The sequence below is a fragment of the Dysgonomonas hofstadii genome (assembly GCF_014196915.1).
GTDB lineage: Bacteria > Bacteroidota > Bacteroidia > Bacteroidales > Dysgonomonadaceae > Dysgonomonas > Dysgonomonas hofstadii.
In genome coordinates, this window is sequence record NZ_JACIEP010000005.1 from 361,067 (window position 1) to 378,532 (window position 17,466).

Annotated in this window: 11 protein-coding genes; 7 read left to right on the forward strand and 4 right to left on the reverse strand. The window is 37.8% G+C overall.

Going from position 1 to position 17,466, the window contains the following annotated elements:
• Positions 1–292 precede the first annotated feature (292 nt).
• From carB to GGR21_RS09065, 3 genes are all read right to left on the reverse strand, one after another.
• Positions 293–3,511: a carbamoyl-phosphate synthase (glutamine-hydrolyzing) large subunit gene (gene carB / locus GGR21_RS09060; protein WP_317169875.1), complete on the reverse strand. Its 3,219-nt coding sequence runs from the start codon at positions 3,509–3,511 to the stop codon at positions 293–295.
• 84 nt (positions 3,512–3,595) lie between these two features.
• The gene (gene carA, locus GGR21_RS20900) at positions 3,596–4,666 is read right to left on the reverse strand and encodes a glutamine-hydrolyzing carbamoyl-phosphate synthase small subunit (RefSeq protein ID WP_246348042.1); all 1,071 of its coding nucleotides are present in this window, start codon (positions 4,664–4,666) and stop codon (positions 3,596–3,598) included.
• 243 nt (positions 4,667–4,909) lie between these two features.
• Positions 4,910–7,282, reverse strand: coding sequence for a glycoside hydrolase family 20 protein (locus GGR21_RS09065; protein WP_317169871.1), 2,373 nt, complete (start codon positions 7,280–7,282; stop codon positions 4,910–4,912).
• A gap of 99 nt (positions 7,283–7,381) precedes the next feature.
• Between GGR21_RS09065 and GGR21_RS09070 the strand changes: the two genes are divergently transcribed.
• The 3 genes from GGR21_RS09070 (at position 7,382) to GGR21_RS09080 (ending at position 11,111) form a co-directional block, all read left to right on the forward strand.
• Positions 7,382–8,698, forward strand: coding sequence for an aspartate kinase (locus GGR21_RS09070; protein WP_183306879.1), 1,317 nt, complete (start codon positions 7,382–7,384; stop codon positions 8,696–8,698).
• Between the two features lie 11 nt (positions 8,699–8,709).
• On the forward strand, positions 8,710–9,867 hold the full coding sequence (gene lysA / locus GGR21_RS09075) for a diaminopimelate decarboxylase (RefSeq protein ID WP_183306880.1): 1,158 nt from the start codon (positions 8,710–8,712) through the stop codon (positions 9,865–9,867).
• Between the two features lie 80 nt (positions 9,868–9,947).
• Positions 9,948–11,111, forward strand: coding sequence for a glycosyltransferase (locus tag GGR21_RS09080; protein ID WP_183306881.1), 1,164 nt, complete (start codon positions 9,948–9,950; stop codon positions 11,109–11,111).
• 10 nt (positions 11,112–11,121) lie between these two features.
• Here GGR21_RS09080 and GGR21_RS09085 read toward each other — a convergent pair whose 3' ends face one another.
• Positions 11,122–11,820 (reverse strand): archaeosortase/exosortase family protein, encoded by a 699-nt coding sequence (locus GGR21_RS09085; protein WP_183306882.1) that lies wholly within the window; start codon positions 11,818–11,820, stop codon positions 11,122–11,124.
• 392 nt (positions 11,821–12,212) lie between these two features.
• Between GGR21_RS09085 and GGR21_RS09090 the strand changes: the two genes are divergently transcribed.
• The 4 genes from GGR21_RS09090 to nth all read left to right on the forward strand — a co-directional run bounded on the left by GGR21_RS09090 (position 12,213) and on the right by nth (position 17,163).
• Positions 12,213–13,508: an OmpP1/FadL family transporter gene (locus GGR21_RS09090; protein ID WP_183306883.1), complete on the forward strand. Its 1,296-nt coding sequence runs from the start codon at positions 12,213–12,215 to the stop codon at positions 13,506–13,508.
• Between the two features lie 74 nt (positions 13,509–13,582).
• A complete protein-coding gene (lptC, locus tag GGR21_RS09095) occupies positions 13,583–14,230 on the forward strand; it encodes an LPS export ABC transporter periplasmic protein LptC (RefSeq protein ID WP_183306884.1) in 648 nt (215 codons plus the stop codon).
• 105 nt (positions 14,231–14,335) lie between these two features.
• Positions 14,336–16,450 (forward strand): SurA N-terminal domain-containing protein, encoded by a 2,115-nt coding sequence (locus tag GGR21_RS09100; RefSeq protein WP_183306885.1) that lies wholly within the window; start codon positions 14,336–14,338, stop codon positions 16,448–16,450.
• A 74-nt stretch (positions 16,451–16,524) separates the two neighbouring features.
• Positions 16,525–17,163, forward strand: coding sequence for an endonuclease III (gene nth / locus GGR21_RS09105; protein ID WP_183306886.1), 639 nt, complete (start codon positions 16,525–16,527; stop codon positions 17,161–17,163).
• Positions 17,164–17,466: the final 303 nt, after the last annotated feature.

The following is a 17,466-nucleotide window of genomic DNA, read 5'->3' on the forward strand; positions in this document are numbered from 1 at the left end:
CTATTATTTCATTTGTCTTTAGGGAGTTGATCTCTATCAATAACTTTTTATCTTGCGCAGATATTAAAAGACTACAGACCGGTAACACAGAAAATAGAAAAAAGAAAAATCTTTTCATATATTATATTATTGTAAGGTGAAATCATAACAACGATTAAAGAAATAACGCTTTGTTGTATAAATTATTATATCATGTTAGTTTATTTATTGGAACAGATTATATGACAGCCAAAAATACAAAAACCATCCGATTATCGGATGGTTTTTGTGCTCTTAAATTCTATGACGAAAATTATTCGTATTCGTTCCAAGCCTTTATTTCCAGCTCATCTACGCTCATTTTACAGAATGCTTGTATGAAAGCAGATGCTAAGCGTGAATTCGTTAGTAAAGGCACATTGAAGTCGATAGCCGCGCGGCGTATTTTATATCCGTTATCAAGCTCGTTGGTAGTAAAGTTTTTAGGAATATTTACTACAAGGTCAATCTTCTTGTCGTGGATCATTTCCAAGGCATTCGGTTGCTGGTTATCATTTGGCCAGTAAACACGAGTCGCAGGTACACCGTTATCCTCGAGAAATTTTTGCGAACCACCGGTGGCGTATAGTTCATATCCTTTTTTATGTAGGAGACGGGCTGCTTCAAGCAATTCCACTTTCGATTTTGCAGGTCCGGTAGAGAACAATACAGTTTTTTTAGGTATGCGGTATCCTACCGATAACATCGATTTCAACATGGCATCGTAGAAGTTGTCACCGATACATCCGACCTCGCCCGTTGAAGCCATATCAACTCCCAGTACAGGGTCGGCTTTTTGCAGACGCGAGAATGAGAATTGAGATGCTTTGATTCCTACATAATCAAGGTCGAAATCGTTCTTGTTTGGTTTTACCACGTCTTTACCAAGCATCACTTGTGTAGCGAGTTCGATAAAGTTTATTTTTAGAACCTTAGATACGAACGGGAATGAACGCGATGCTCTTAGATTACATTCTATCACCCTTATCGAGTTGTCTTTGGCCAGGAACTGCATATTGAAAGGCCCTGATATCTGTAATTCATGAGCGACCTGACGGGCGACTTTTTTGATTCGTCTAACAGTTTCTATATAGAGGCGTTGTGCAGGGAACTGTATTGTTGCGTCACCTGAGTGTACTCCGGCAAACTCAACGTGCTCTGATATAGCATACATCACTATTTCTCCTTTGTTGGCAACAGCATCAATCTCTATTTCTTTCGCATTTTCAATGAAGTCGCTTACTACTACCGGATGTTTCTTTGAAACCTCTGCTGCCAGACCTAAGAAGTTTTCCAGTTCCTCGTCATTCGAGCATACATTCATTGCCGCACCCGAAAGTACATAAGACGGACGGATAAGCACCGGATAACCCACTTCGTCCACAAAGCCCTTGATGTCGTCAAGTGAGGTAAGCTCTTTCCAGCGTGGCTGGTCTACGCCGATGCGGTCGAGCATACTCGAGAATTTGTGGCGGTCTTCGGCATTATCAATGCTTTTAGCGGTTGTTCCAAGGATATTTACTTTGGCTTCATCCAAGCGGATGGCTAAGTTGTTAGGAATTTGTCCACCGACCGAAAGGATTACCCCATGAGGATTTTCCAGTTCGATAATGTCCATTACACGTTCGTATGTCAATTCATCGAAGTAAAGTCGGTCGCACATATCATAGTCGGTAGACACTGTCTCGGGATTGTAATTTATCATCACCGAGCGGTAACCTTCTTTGCGGATAGTTTGCAGTGCGTTTACCGAACACCAGTCGAACTCAACCGAAGATCCTATACGGTATGCTCCCGAACCAAGTACTATGACAGATTTGTGGTCTCCCAGGTATTTCACATCGTTTTCCCTACCATTGTATGTGATGTACAGATAGTTGGTTTGCGCAGGATATTCTGCAGCAAGGGTGTCTATCTGTTTCACGCAAGGCACTATGCCGTTTGCTTTACGGATACGGCGTACTTCGTGCTGGATAGATTCTATCAAGCTGGGTTCTTTACATACGATTTTGGCAATCTGGAAATCAGAGAACCCTTTTTGTTTTGCTATAAGTAACAAGTCGAGAGGAAGAGATTGTATGTCATCATATTTTTTCAACTCTTCCGAGCATTCGAATATATATTTCAGTTTTTGTAAGAACCAGCGGTCGATTTTAGTAAGGTCGTATATCTGATCTACTGTATAGCCTCTTTTGAAAGCTTCTTCGATACAGAATATACGTTTATCGGTCGGATTGCTCAGGGCCTCGTCAAGGTTATCCACAGCTAGCGGTTTGTTTGCCGCAAATCCATGCATACCGATGTTGATCATACGAAGTCCTTTCTGTATGGCTTCTTCGAACGAACGTCCGATAGCCATGATCTCACCTACAGACTTCATGCTTGACCCGATCTCTTTCGATACTCCGTGGAATTTACCTAAATCCCAACGAGGTATTTTTACTACGATGTAATCAAGAGCAGGTTCGAAGAAGGCACAAGTAGATTTGGTAACAGAGTTTTTGAGCTCAAATAATCCGTATCCAAGTCCTAATTTTGCGGCAACAAATGCCAGCGGATAACCTGTGGCTTTCGATGCGAGTGCTGACGAACGGCTTAGACGAGCATTTACTTCGATCACACGGTAATCTTCCGATTCGGTGTCGAATGCGAATTGTACGTTACATTCACCTACGATACCGATGTGTTTTACAATGCGGATCGATAGTTCGCGCAGTTTATGGAATTCGTCATTTGTAAGCGTTTGTGAAGGAGCAACTACAATACTTTCTCCGGTGTGGATTCCAAGTGGGTCGAAGTTTTCCATGTTACACACGGTCATACAGTTGCCGTATTTGTCACGTACGACTTCGTATTCTATTTCTTTCCATCCTTTCAGTGATTTCTCTACCAAAAGCTGGGAAGAGTAGGAGAGTGCTTTTTCTGCAAGTGTTCTTAACTCCTGTTCATTGTCACAGAATCCAGAACCCAGTCCTCCGAGTGCATAAGCCGCACGGATAATGATCGGATAACCAAGATCGGCAGCTGCCTTTACAGCATCCTCTATTGTTCCTACCGCCATGCTTTTGATGGTTTTTACATCTATCTGGTCGAGTTTTTTTACGAACAGTTCGCGGTCTTCGGTATCCATTATAGCCTGTACTGGTGTTCCCAGGACTTGTAGGTTATATTTCTCAAGGATGCCTGCCTGGTAGAGCTGAACGCCGCAATTAAGTGCAGTTTGCCCACCAAAAGCCAGTAATATACCTTGTGGCTTTTCCTTTTGTATGACTTTTTCTACAAAATACGGAGTGATCGGCAAGAAGTATATTTTGTCGGCACTACCTTCTGATGTTTGTATCGTTGCTATATTGGGGTTGATAAGTACTGTTTCTATTCCTTCTTCTTTCAGGGCTTTCAAGGCTTGTGAACCTGAATAATCGAATTCTCCGGCTTCACCTATTTTTAGCGCTCCCGAACCCAGTACCAATACTTTTTTTATGTCTGTATTTATATCCATTTTGTTATTATGTTGTGGCCTCTCCAACCTCCCCGAAGGGGAGGCTCAAGTCCCCCCTGGGGGATTTAGGGGGCTTGTTTAAAGTTGTTCTACAAATAAGTCGAATAAGAAACCTGTGTCTGTCGGTCCGCTGGCCGCTTCAGGATGAAATTGTGCCGAGAAGAAAGGTTTTGTTTTGTGCTTAATACCTTCGTTCGTTCCATCATTCAGGTTTATGAACAGTGGCTCCCAGTCACTTCCCAGAGAGGCATTTGCTACGGCAAATCCGTGATTTTGAGATGTAATAAAACATCTTGTATCATCTACCATCTTTACGGGTTGATTGTGACTGCGGTGTCCGTATTTCAATTTATAGATAGATGCGCCTCCAGCTTTTGACAGTAATTGGTTACCCATACATATCCCGCAAATCGGCTTATTTCCATCCATTGCCTTGCGTATGTTTTTTACTGTCTCTTCACAGAATTCAGGGTTTCCGGGACCATTGGATATGAAAAGTCCGTCCCATTCCAATTGATTGAAGTCGTAGTCCCAAGGCACACGTATGATCGTTACGTTTCTTTTGAGTAAGCTGCGGATGATGTTGTGTTTTACACCACAGTCTACGAGCAGTACTTTCTTTTCTCCGTTTCCGTACGTAAGCACTTCTTTACAGCTGACTTTTGCAACCTGATTTTCTAAGTTAGGATCGTAGAAATCCACTTCATTTTCGTTATTGAAAACGATTTTTCCTTTCATCGAGCCTTTTTCGCGTAGTATTTTAGTGAGTTCGCGAGTGTCGATTCCGTAAATTCCCGGAACATCGTGTTCTTTTAGCCAGTCACCCAGGCTTTTTTTCGCATTCCAGTGTGAGTATTCGTGAGAGTAGTCAGATACGATAAGTCCGGTTACCTGTACTTTTTCCGATTCGTAGAAGTCCGAAATTCCATTCGTAAATGTATCATCGGGAACCCCGTAGTTTCCTACAAGAGGAAATGTTACAACGAGTATTTGCCCAAGGTAAGAAGGGTCGGTAAGGCTTTCGGTGTACCCCACCATAGCGGTGCTAAACACTACTTCGCCGGCTTTTGCTGTTTCCGATCCGAAAGATTTCCCTTCGAAAACTGTTCCGTCGTCAAGAATTAGTTGAACTTTTTTGTCTGAATGCATTTTTAGATGGAAATATAAATGTGATTAATAACGATTTACAAAACTAAAAAAAAAGGAACGGGATATTTACATATCAGTTCCTTTTTAGTTTATAATATAAATATTGTATCTTTTTCTTTTTCATTCTCAAATACTCATAAATATCTCTTGTGAATATCTGAGGTGCAAAGTTAAGAATAAAATAATGAAAAACTAATACTTTAAGTTTTTTTTGTTATAAATATGCAATATACAGTTTAGTATCTAGAATATCCTTATTTCATCTATCATGAGATAGGCTTCCTTTTCGCTTTTCTCATGCCATTCGGGCAAAGTCTTTATTGATTCGGCTACCACTTTTACATACCTGGCTTTTACCGTTTCCATAAGGTTGGCCGATAAACTGAGTATCATTGGGCCAATATGCTCTTTTCTTGTTGCGTACTCTTCTTTATATATTTCTTCGAAATTTTTTCCGTCTTGTGATACATATATATAGAGGGCTTTAGGATCGAAAAGATTTCCCCGTGTATTGACATAAGAGTTAAAACTAATAGAAGATACTCCAGTCTCTTCTTTCAGGTCGATAGTTGCATCGAGATCTGTACCCAGAAAGCCTATCCATAAACCAGTACGGTAGCTGGCCACGGAGCCTATCTGTCCGCTAACCAGTGACTCGGCTCCTTTGAATGTATATTTATTGTCAGGCTCATTTTTCAGTTTAATGGGGTGGGCGCATGCCTTATGATAGATAAAATCTTTAGAGTATACGTCACTTTTGATATTGTCACGGTAAACCACAGCTTTAAATAAAGTGTTCTCTTTTATTATTATAGGTTCATTCACATTATATAATGTTGATTCTGTCGTGGGATCTTTCTCTCCCATTGTATAATAGATAGGACTATTATCGAATGTAGATAAGTATATACATATTTCATTTCTTATAGTATCTATAAATATAGAGTCCTGAATACCATATGCATATTTACAATTATCATATCCTAGTTTATCAAATTGCGGGGATAGTTTGTAGAGTCTTGAAACAAAGTCATTATAATCCTTCGTTCTCGGATTACGCCATAATGTTTCAGCCAGTGCACACATACGTGGTAAAAGCATATATTCTACATTCTGTGACGATGGCATATATTCTGTCCAGATATTAACCTGTGCTCCCAATATGTGTTTTTGTTTGTTTTCGTCCAGGTTCGCTGGCATCGGGTCGAATGAGTAAATTTTCTTTAACTCGGTGAGCCATCCATAGGTGAATGGTTCATTATCTACATCAGGCGACTGATAATAGTCGAGATTGGTAAATTGTTCGGGGGTCATAATTACATTGTGCCCTTTGCTGGCAGCATCAGTGCCACTTTCTATCCCATGCCATGCCATAATAGTTGCATTTGGCGCTATATCACTTTCCTGTATATTGTCCCATCCTATAACACTCCTGCCTTTATCGTTAACTATTTTTTCTACACGCTTGATAAAATAGCTTTGCAGCTGTTCGCCTTTGGTGTGTTCTTTATTTTCTTTAAGCCTTAATTGTTGCATTCTTTTTTGACATTTGGGACATGCATCCCATCTGTTTTTCAGACATTTGTCTCCGCCAATATGGATATACTCCGACGGAAATAGTTTTGTTATTTCGGTAAATACATCATCGAGAAAACTGAAAACATCTTCATTTCCGGCACAGAGTACATCTTCGTAAATACCCCATTCGCACCCTACCTCGTAAGGGCCTCCTGTACAACCTAACTCGGGGTATGATGCTAATAGGGCGAGTGTATGTCCCGGTATATCGATTTCGGGTATGATGGTAATAAAGCGTTCCTGTGCATATTTTATGATGTCTTTTATTTCTTCCTGTGTGTAGAATCCCTCGTGGGGTTTGTCATCGAATTCGCCCGTATGCCTGTCTATAACGGTTTTTTCCCTTTTCGATCCTATTTCAGTGAGTTTTGGATATTTTTTTATTTCGATGCGCCACCCCTGATCGTCAGTCAAATGCCAGTGGAAAACATTCATTTTGCACATAGCCAGTACGTCGATATATTTCTTAACAAATGACACAGGAAAGAAATGGCGTGAAACATCTAATGAGACGCCACGGTACTTGTATGCAGGATAATCGGTAATATCTATCCCCGGAAATTCTATACTGCCTGATGCATTAGTAGGAATAGCATTTCTCAGTGTTTGCACACCATAAAATGTTCCGGCTTCGCTGGCTCCATTTATGCTGATAAGAGAATCATTTACTTCAATATTATAGGCTTCGGAATTGTCATTTGTGAAATTTGTAGTCAGTGAAATGATGTTTTCCTGTTCGCTATTACTGCTTACTTCAAGTCTGTATCCGGTTGAGAATTCTATATATTCGGCCAATAGTCCGGCAATTCCGGCTAAGGATTTATTATCAGAAGGATATACGATTTTTGTTGTATTGTCAATAAGGAAACTTTTGTCATTTACATAGTTTATCTCCTGAACCATGGGCACGATATTATAATCAACAACAGAGTAATCATTGTTGGATGAACAAGCCGCAAGAAAAGTTAAAGTTAGAAAGTAACAAAAACGCTTAAACATAAATATATGATTTTGTGTTTCATAGTGTAAAATGATCATCTAAATTCAAATATATAGTTTATTCTGAAATTAATGCTCAAAATTTTTTATAATTTTGCAACTTCGAGATAAGATTGAAAAACTAAAAAAGGATTGGCTATGAAAATTCTGAAATTTGGGAGTGCTTCTATCGCTACAGCTGAAAAGATAAAAAATGTAGCGAAAATTATAGCTAAGGGACAGAATAATAATTTGATTGTTTTGTCATCAATGCGTGGAACTGCTGAGGCATTGACCGAAATTTCGGATTATCTTTATAAAAAAAATCAGGAAGGTGCCATTGAGATTATCAATAAGCTTGAGAAGCAATATTATGATTTGTCGGCATCCCTTTTTGATAGCCCGGAAATAAAAAAGCAAGCCGACGAAGCAGTCTTATCAAGGTTTGACTATATTCGCACTTTTACAAAGGACTTGTTTACATTGTTCGAAGAGCGTGTCATTATGGCTCAGGGAGAATTGATTTGTTCGGAACTGATCTGGTTGTATCTCAAAGAAAAAGGTTTGAATATAGCTTTGATTCCGGCTTTGGATTTTATGCGTACAGATAAAAATTCAGTCCCGGATCCGGTATACATAAAAGATAAATTGATGGCTTTATTGGAACAAGCCAAAGATGCGGATATTTTTATAACACAAGGATATATTTGCCGGAATGCTTATGGCGAAATAGACGATCTGCGTAAAGGTGGCAGTGACTATACAGCATCGTTGACCGGTGTGGCTGTCGGAGCCGAAGAGGTACAGATTTGGGCTGATGTAGATGCTATGCAGAATAATGATCCCCGCTATGTGAAAGGTACTAAGGCAATCCCGCATCTTAATTTTGATGAAGCGGCCGAACTGGCCTATTTTGGACTGAAAATATTACATCCGTCAAGTGTTTTGCCTGCTAAGCTGGCGAATATTCCGGTACGGTTGAAAAATATAGAATGCCCGGAAGCTGAAGGAACTTTAATTTCGAACGAGACAGAGGCAAGGGCAATTAAAGCTGTGGCAGCAAAGGATAATATTACAGCCGTGAAAATCAAGTCGGGTAAAATGTTGCTGGCACATGGTTTCCTTCGTCGTGTGGCAGAAGTTTTTGAAAATTATCAAACTTCGATAGATATGCTGGCTACATCAGAAATAGGTGTATCTTTGACAATCGATGATGGGCGGAATCTGCAACTGATAATAGATGATCTGAAAAAATATGGCACGGTTTCTGTCGATAATGATATGGTAATAATATCTGTAATAGGGGATTTGGAATCGGATGATACAAGTTTTTCTTCCAATATACTGAATGCAGTAAAAGGTATTCCTGTAAGGATGATCTCATATGGTGGAAGCAAATATAACTTCTCTTTTTTAGTGAGTAGGGGAGACAAGGAGAAGACATTACAAATATTAAATGATAAATTGTTTAATTAATTTTTATATAGATGACACAAGGAAATTTTCCTGTTGATAAAATGAAAGGGATTGAGACCCCCTATTATTATTACGACATGGATTTACTGAAGAAGACACTGAAGGTCGTAAAAGAAGAGACAAAAAAACGCGGATTCACTCAACATTATGCAGTAAAAGCTAACGCAAACAGGCGGATTTTAGAACTCATAGCATCGGATGGCTTTGGTGCCGACTGTGTGAGTGGAAATGAGATAAAAGCAGCAGTAAATGCAGGGTTTCCCGCTTCGAAAATAGTTTTTGCCGGAGTCGGTAAGACTGATAAAGAAATAAATCTGGCTTTAGACCTTAATATTTTCTGCTTCAATGCGGAATCTTTGCCTGAACTGGAAGTAATAAACGAACTTGCAAATAAAAAGGGTAAAATAGCGCAGGTCGCACTACGGATTAATCCGAATGTGGATGCGCATACACACGAATATATCACAACTGGGCTTAACGAAAATAAGTTTGGTTTTGCATTATCTCACCTGGAATCTGCAATAGAGAAACTAAATGAGTTGAAAAGCCTTAAACTGATAGGGATACATTTTCATATAGGTTCACAAATCGAAGATATTAACATATTTGAACCACTTTGCCAAAAGGTAAATGAACTACAGGACTTTTTTGAAAGTAAAGGCATAAAGTTGGAAAACATAAATCTGGGAGGAGGTTTAGGTATAGACTATGAGAACCCTGATAAAAATCCAATTTCTGATTTCGAAGGATATTTTGAAGTATTTAAGAATAATCTCAAAGTGAGAGATGGTCAGCAGGTACATTTCGAATTAGGGCGTGCAATTGTATGCCAGTGTGGGGCTTTGGTAACACGTACTGTTTATGTAAAGCACGGTGAAAGTAAAACCTTTGTGATTGTTGATGCTGGAATGACCGACCTGATTCGTCCGGCTTTGTACCAGGCATATCATAAGGTGGAAAATATATCGTCGAACCTGCCATCTCAGCAGTATGATGTAGTGGGTCCTATATGTGAATCTTCTGATGTGTTTGTGAAAGATTACGACCTGAACGAAACACAAAGAGGAGATATCCTTGTTCTGCGTTCGGCAGGAGCATACGGAGAGATAATGGCTTCGCAATATAATTGCAGAGACCTGCCTAAGGCATATTATTCTGATAAAATTTAATTTATGTATCATACTCCGGGAGCCGTATCGATATATGGCTCTTGTTTTTTTATAGTATCCAGACTATTTAATTTGTAATAATGATTGAGCAAATATTGTCTTATTTTATTTTTAATGAAGTAGAAATAATCGCATTGTCTTTATTTTTCCTATTCCTTTTGGTTCAGCTTTTTTTCTACTTTAATTATTATAAGAAGCCATATTCGTATGCAAGGAAAATAGATGGAGATAACTATCAGGTTTTACAATCGAATCCTAAAGTATCAGTTATTATTTCATCAGAAAACGAGGCTGTCGAGTTGTCAAAGAACTTGCCGGCTATCCTTTCGCAGGATTATCCCGATTTTGAGGTAATCGTTGTAAATGACGGCTCAACAGATGAGACTGAAGAGTTGCTGTTGTCTCTTAAATTACATAATCCTCATCTATATCATACTTATCTGCCTTATTCACCCGATAAGAAATTTGGACGAAAAAAACTGGCATATACTATAGGTATTAAGGCAGCCAAAGGAGACGTATTGTTATTTACCGAACCTCATTCCAGGCCAATATCCGATAAATGGATATCATCTATGGTCAATGAGCTGTCAGATACAAAAGAAATTGTTCTGGGTTATTCTTTCTATAAAAAAACAAAGAATTTCTTTAACAGAATAGCCCGTTTCGACAATTTATTATTTAGCATGCAATATCTGTCGATGGCTATCAAAAAGAAACCATATACAGGCACATATCGTAATCTGGCATTTAAGAAACATCTGTTTTTTGATAATAAAGGCTTTGCTTCACATCTGGCATTGGAAAATGGCGAAGATGTCTTTATTAATCAGATTGTAAATGAAAATAACACTGCAATTGCAATATCACAAGACAGCTTTATAGAGATGTCTATTGACCGTTTTTCGTTATGGAAACAGATAAAAAAATCATATTCCATAGCTAAAAGCCACTTTAAAAATTCAGCGTCTGTTCTATTCGGTTTTGAAATATTTTCCAGATATCTTTTTTATTTGTTAACGATCGGTTTGATTGTTTATGCAGTACTTGCCCAGAATTGGGTAATACTTGGTATTGCTGCATTCCTCTTTTTATTCCGACTAATAGTACAACTGGTTATAATAAACAAGTGTGCGGAGCATTTTCATTCCGGAAAATTTCATTTTTCATTACTTCTTATGGATATGTTTCAGCCTGTTTATAACGCCCGGTTTCGTACAAGGCACAGGAGAGGTATAAGATGAAAGAGTAGTTTTAACCAATATTCTTGACGGCAGATTTTCTCAATGGCCTTCTTATTTTCTCTTCCCATATCAGCCATAAGATGAAGATTACACCATCATAATATATCCATGTGAATATATCCCGGTGAAATACATTGAACCAGTCTTTATAAAACAAGAGATAACATTCTCTGGTGTTTATCCATTCACGATGGTTATACCATTCGTTCACTGCAATAAACCACTCTGGAAAAGGATTCTTTATAATCAGGAATATAATGGATAGGCGTAGTATATTAATAAGTACCAGAATAAGCAGGGATAACGGGATATACCATAATTTTCTCTTTATTGGACCAAAATAGAACATAAGGATAAAAGCAAACATAAAGAGTTGCTTAAGTCCTGTACATCCCCAAATTATATCGATAGGGATAGATCCTTTAAAATAAAGGGTAATGCCGTTTATGAGATAAAAATCCTTATATCCCAGTATGTCGTGTACAAACCAATATACAGATTCGGCAGTCCATCTGTTTATGCCTTCAGTATATATAGTAAGATCTTTCCCCAGAACAAGAAGGATTCTTTCATCTTCTCCCTGGTGTACACATATTTTCCAGATAAATTCGAAAATAAGAAACAAACTAAGAAACCATATAATATTTTTAAATGGTTTTAAATGTTTCAATAGATTATTTCCTATGTAGTTTTTTTCTTTACTATCCATTATCCAAATAAAGGAAATGCAAAGGTACTAAAATAAGGAGAATTAACCTTTTTAAGGGAAAAAAAATATGACATTTTATATAAAAAGTCGGTTAACTGATTTTTTTTAATTTACTTTGCACAAATTTCATCTGAATTCAGACTAAACATGATGGAATAAGCTAGAGTGTGTTCTTTATTTAAATGTTTGTTTTTTAACTATATGTGTAATGCATTCTGTTCGAAGATATATACATGCTCGTAAGCAAAGGAGAGATTTTATTACTTTTTGTGAATAATAATTCTCCATTTTTTTTGTTATAGTCAAGTAAACCAAAGTTTAGGAATAGATTTAGTTAATGCTGATTCCGGATTTATTAGTAACTAAAAAGGCTTAAACACTATTAAAAAATAATGATTAAAAGCAAGAAACTTTTTTTGGTAGCCCTGTTGGCATGTATTATAGGTTCTCTTAATGCCCAAACAGATTCGCCATACAGTAGGTATGGTTATGGTATATTAAGAGACCAGGCTGTAGGGCCATCTAAGGCTATGGGTGGAATTGGATACGGACTTCGCAGTACACAAAGCGCCAATCCTATGAACCCGGCTTCTTACTCAAGTGTCGATTCATTGACTTTCCTTTTTGATATAGGAGTAAATGTCAGTTTTGGAAAATTGGATGACGGAACAACTTCGGAAAATAAGACAAACGGGGGACTTGATTATATTACGATATTAGTTCCTTTGAAGAAAGGGTTAGGGCTTAGTTTTGGCGTCATCCCTTTTTCTTCAATTGGTTATAAATTAGGAACTACAGAAACAAATGGATCAGTATCATACACAAAGACCTTTTCTGGTTCGGGTGGAATTAGCCAGGTATATGCCGGGCTAGGATATAACACACCACTTAAAGGCTTGTCGGTGGGAGCAAATGCTTCGTTCTTGTTCGGTACACTCGACCATTATCGTGCATTACCTGCCCTATCGGGAACATCTACTAATACATCGCTTGAATATTCAGAGCTATCTGTAAAAGCCGCTAAATTCGATATTGGTATTCAATATCAAATTCCAGTAGCGAAAGACAGGTTGTTGACTCTCGGAGCTGTCTATTCCCCAAAGATAAGTATGAAGGCTGATTATGAAAACCGTCATTATGAATTAGCCAGTAATGAAACAAAGGGTGATACCATATCAGTAAAAGGAGTAGATGCCGGTATTCCTAATACTATAGGTGCAGGTTTCACATTTGGCCGGCAAAACAGATGGCAGTTTGGTGCGGATGTAACATATCAGAATTGGTCTGATGTGAAATATTCAAAAATCATGGGAGACGGGCTTGACAACTCTAACCGGTTTAATGACAGATGGAAATATGCAGTAGGTGGCGAGTTCTTGCTCGACCCTTATGGCCGAAGCTATTTTAAAAGAATGAAATTCAGGGGAGGGCTTAATTACAGCAATTCGTATCTCAATGCCATGAATAAGGATGATGTAATTGACGGATATAAAGAATATGGAGCGACACTAGGCTTCGGATTTCCTATTTGGGATAATCTGGGACGAAGAGTTTCTTATCTGAATCTTAATTTCGAGTATAAGAAGCTGAAACCTAATGTTAGCAATATGATTGATGAACAATACTTCGGAATATCAGTAAACGTTAATATTAACGAACTTTGGTTCTTCCGTAGAAAAGTTGACTAACAGATAGAAAATATAGAAACAACCGGCCTCAATTTTAATTGGGGCTCATTGCTTTTAAATATCAGATTTATCGAATGAGAACAGTGCAAAAAAAGATAGGTGTTTTTGCTATGGTATTTTTTATTTTTACCATACCTTTCTTTTTTGCTGCTTGCAAAAGCGATAAAAAATCATCAGTTGGAATGACTTATGATCCTGAGATAATACCCTCCATGAATACTGATAGTGTGAGTATGCTGATTTCCGATTCGGGGCTTATCAGGTATAAAATGATTGCAAAAACATGGGAGGTTTTCGATCAGGCAAAAGATCCTTATTGGTATTACCCAGACGGTTTGTATTTGGAACAATTCGATACTACATTTAATGTAGTTGTTACCGTGCAGTCCGATACGGCGTGGAATTATGAAAAGAAAAAGCTCTGGAGGCTGAAAGGAAACGTTTTTGTAAGAAATTCGGTAGGAGAGACATTTTCCAGTGATGAACTTTATTGGGATCAGCAGAAAGAAAAGATATATTCAGATAAATATGTTGAAGTTGACAGGCCCGAAAAAGGGATATTGCGAGGAAAGGGTGGCTTCGAAGCAAATCAACAGATGACGGAATATCAGTTTAAGAAAGTTGGGCGGTCCGATAAAGGAGGTACTTTATTATATTTTAATGAAGATAGCCAAAATCTGGAGACAATAGACGGTGGGGAACCAGAGGAAAAAGCAGAATAGTTTTTCAAAAATGAATGAAATTCAATCTCAATTTATTATCTTCGTGCGCTGAAAGTTGTATTTGAAAAATTAAAAACACAATATAAAAAATAATTATTAATCTAAATGGCTGCATTACAGAAAATTAGAAGTAAGTCTGGCTTGTTGGTCGGTATCATTGCTGTAGGTTTATTAGCATTCGTATTCCCATGGAGCGAAGTGTCTACTTTTATTAATAAAATGAAAGATAAAGCGTTTGTTGTAAACGGAGAAGTAGTTACAACAGGAGAATACGCCACCCGGATTTCACAAATGGAAAATATCCAGAAAATCATGTCCGGACAAAATTCACTGGACGAAATGGCCACATCTCAGATCCGTGAAGCAGTTTACGAGCAGATGGTAAGAGAAATGTTGCTCGATGAACAGGCAGAAAAATTGGGATTAGCTGTGACTGCCAAAGAATTGGAAGATATGATATATGGTGAAAATCCTACACCTGTACTATATCAGATTCCGTTTTTTATAAACCCGCAGACAGGCAGATTCGATAAAGCATATATGATGCAGTTTCTATCGGAAATCGGACAAGATCCATCTAAGCTATCTCCAGAGCAAGGCGCAGAAATTGTAGCCAGAAGGGAAGTTTGGGCCTTTATCGAAAATATGATAAAATATCAGCGTTTAGAGGAAAAATACTCAGCGCTTGTGGGAGGAACAGCTATAGCAAGTGATACAGAAGCTAAATCATCTTATGAAGATTCTAAAAGTGCGGCAGATATTGCTTATGTACTTCAGAGCTATTCAGCTTTACCTGATTCGACAGTACAAGTTTCAGATAAAGAAATAAAAGAGCTTTACGAAAAACGTAAAAAAAGCTATAAAACAAATGCCGAATTACGTACTATTTCTTACTTCATCAAAGATGTAATCCCTAGCGATGAAGATTTTATGGCTGTAGAAAATGAAATAGCTGCTGTTTATGAAAAACTGCTTGTTGCAGATAATCCGGCAGTTATAGTAAACGAATATTCCTCAAACCAATATGTAGATGCTTTCATGTCTGTATCCAGTTTGCCTGCAGATGCAAAATCGTTTGCTCAATCCGCAGCCATAGGCGATATTCGTAAACCTGTTCGTGAAGGCCAGTCGTATATAATGTACAAACTGGTAGATCGTACTAATGCTGCTGATTCAGTAAAACTTCAGATGATTCCGATGCCGCAGGGTATGGATTTGAAAACAACAGAACATATTGCAGATAGTCTTATGTCGGTAATCAAAGGAGGTAAAGACTTTTCAGCGGTGGCTAATGAAGTTGTACCTGGATCTAACGGTGGCGAGTTGGGTTGGATGAATGAAATGACCTTATCCGGAGCAGGTATTGCAAAAGAATGTTTTGCAGCGTCTAAAGGAGATGTGCTTAAATTAAACTTGCAAGGGCAGTCTGTTTTAATGCGTATTGACGATAAAACAAATCCTGTACCTAAAGTGAAATTGGCAATAGTGCAAATGCCGGTTATTGTTAGCGATAAGACACAAAACTCCATCGATAATGAATTAAATCAATTTGTTGCGGAAAACGGCAATATGGAGAATTTCGAAAGCGCAGCTTCATCTAATGGTTATGCTATCGTGCCAAATGCGGTAATTAACCCTTCAGATATGTTTTTAGGCAATGCTACGGGTACTCGCCAGGTTATTCACTGGGCATTTAATAATAAAGTGGGAACTGTAAATAAATTTGACAATATCAGCGATAAGCGTGTAGTTGCTATCATCAAATCAGAATCTAAGGGTGATTATTATCCTATTTCTGAATTGTCAGCGACCTTCAGACAAGAATTAGTAAGAGACAAGAAAGCTGAAAAAATGATCACGGATCTTAAAGCGAAAAATCTTACAACTCTCGATGAATATGCACAGGCAATTGGAGGAAGAATTGATACTGCTAAATTTGTAACTTTCCAAACATCTCGCATTGTTGGCCGAATGGCTAGTGAGCCAATAATGAATGTTGTGGCCAAAAGAGGACAGCTGAACAAAGTGGAAGCTCCATTAAAAGGCATGGAAGGAGTGTATGTTATGGATGTTATCAATAAAACGGAAGATACGAAGGAATACGATTCTGTTTTAGCGAAACAACAGATAAAACAGGCCAACAGTACTCTTGGGTTCCAGGCTTACCGCGCACTTTTAGAGAAAATGAAGGTGGAAGACAATAGAGTGAAATTCTGGTAAATCAGATTTTATTATTATATTTAAAGTCCTTTACAGAATCTGTAGAGGACTTTTTATTTGAGAGATATCAATATATGACAAAAAAAGAACGTTACGAAAAAGTAATAGATTGGTTTGAGAAGAATATGCCGGTAGCAGATACCGAATTGCATTACGACAATCCCTTTCATTTACTTATTGCAGTCATCTTATCAGCCCAATGTACAGATAAAAGGGTGAATATGGTTACTCCTGCATTATTTGGAGCATATCCGACCCCCGAGGTTATGGCAGTTTCTTCACCGGCGGCTGTTTATGAATATATAAAGAGCATATCATACCCTAACAATAAGGCGAAAAATCTTATTGGAATGGCTAAAAAAGTAGTCAATGATTTTGGAGGTAAAATACCCGATACTTTAGAGGAGCTGGAATCCATTCCCGGAGTGGGGCGTAAGACAGCAAACGTAATGCTCATAGTAGCGTTTAATAAGCCAGCTATGCCGGTCGATACACATGTCTTTAGAGTTTCAAACCGCATTGGTTTAACGGACAATTCCAAAAATCCGGTTCAGACCGAAAAAGAATTAATAAAATATATACCATCAAAATATCTGTCATTAGCTCATCATTGGTTGATTTTGCATGGTCGGTATATTTGTTTGGCACGTAAACCAAAATGTGAAGAATGCGGCTTAACCCCCTTCTGTAAATATTTTACAAAAAAGAGATAAGATTTTATTTTTTTTTTGACAAAAGCTTGTAAATTAAAGCTTTGTAAAATGATGAAAAAATAAAGTAAAAAAAGGTGCTTTTTTATTTGGATTATAGAGCTAAAAATGCATATCTTTGCACCCGCTTCAGTAATAAAAATGGACGATAAATAAACATATTGAGTTTAAAAAAGTTCACTTTGAAATTAAGTAAAGCGAGTGCTCTTTGAAAGAAATGACAACAACATCCAAGAAGTGTAGTACTGGGAAGGATTATATTGTAATGATTAGAGATTTATAATTTTTAATTCACAATTCATAATT

Excerpts from the sequence above, each read along its gene's own strand:
- GGR21_RS09090 (WP_183306883.1), top strand. The coding sequence starts at position 12,213 with ATGATTAAAAGCAAGAAACTTTTTTTGGTAGCCCTGTTGGCATGTATT.
- lysA (WP_183306880.1), top strand. The coding sequence starts at position 8,710 with ATGACACAAGGAAATTTTCCTGTTGATAAAATGAAAGGGATTGAGACC.
- GGR21_RS09070 (WP_183306879.1), top strand. The coding sequence starts at position 7,382 with ATGAAAATTCTGAAATTTGGGAGTGCTTCTATCGCTACAGCTGAAAAG.
- lptC (WP_183306884.1), top strand. The coding sequence starts at position 13,583 with ATGAGAACAGTGCAAAAAAAGATAGGTGTTTTTGCTATGGTATTTTTT.
- carA (WP_246348042.1), bottom strand. The coding sequence starts at position 4,666 with ATGCATTCAGACAAAAAAGTTCAACTAATTCTTGACGACGGAACAGTT.
- GGR21_RS09080 (WP_183306881.1), top strand. The coding sequence starts at position 9,948 with ATGATTGAGCAAATATTGTCTTATTTTATTTTTAATGAAGTAGAAATA.
- GGR21_RS09100 (WP_183306885.1), top strand. The coding sequence starts at position 14,336 with ATGGCTGCATTACAGAAAATTAGAAGTAAGTCTGGCTTGTTGGTCGGT.
- GGR21_RS09085 (WP_183306882.1), bottom strand. The coding sequence starts at position 11,820 with ATGGATAGTAAAGAAAAAAACTACATAGGAAATAATCTATTGAAACAT.
- nth (WP_183306886.1), top strand. The coding sequence starts at position 16,525 with ATGACAAAAAAAGAACGTTACGAAAAAGTAATAGATTGGTTTGAGAAG.
- GGR21_RS09065 (WP_317169871.1), bottom strand. The coding sequence starts at position 7,282 with ATGATCATTTTACACTATGAAACACAAAATCATATATTTATGTTTAAG.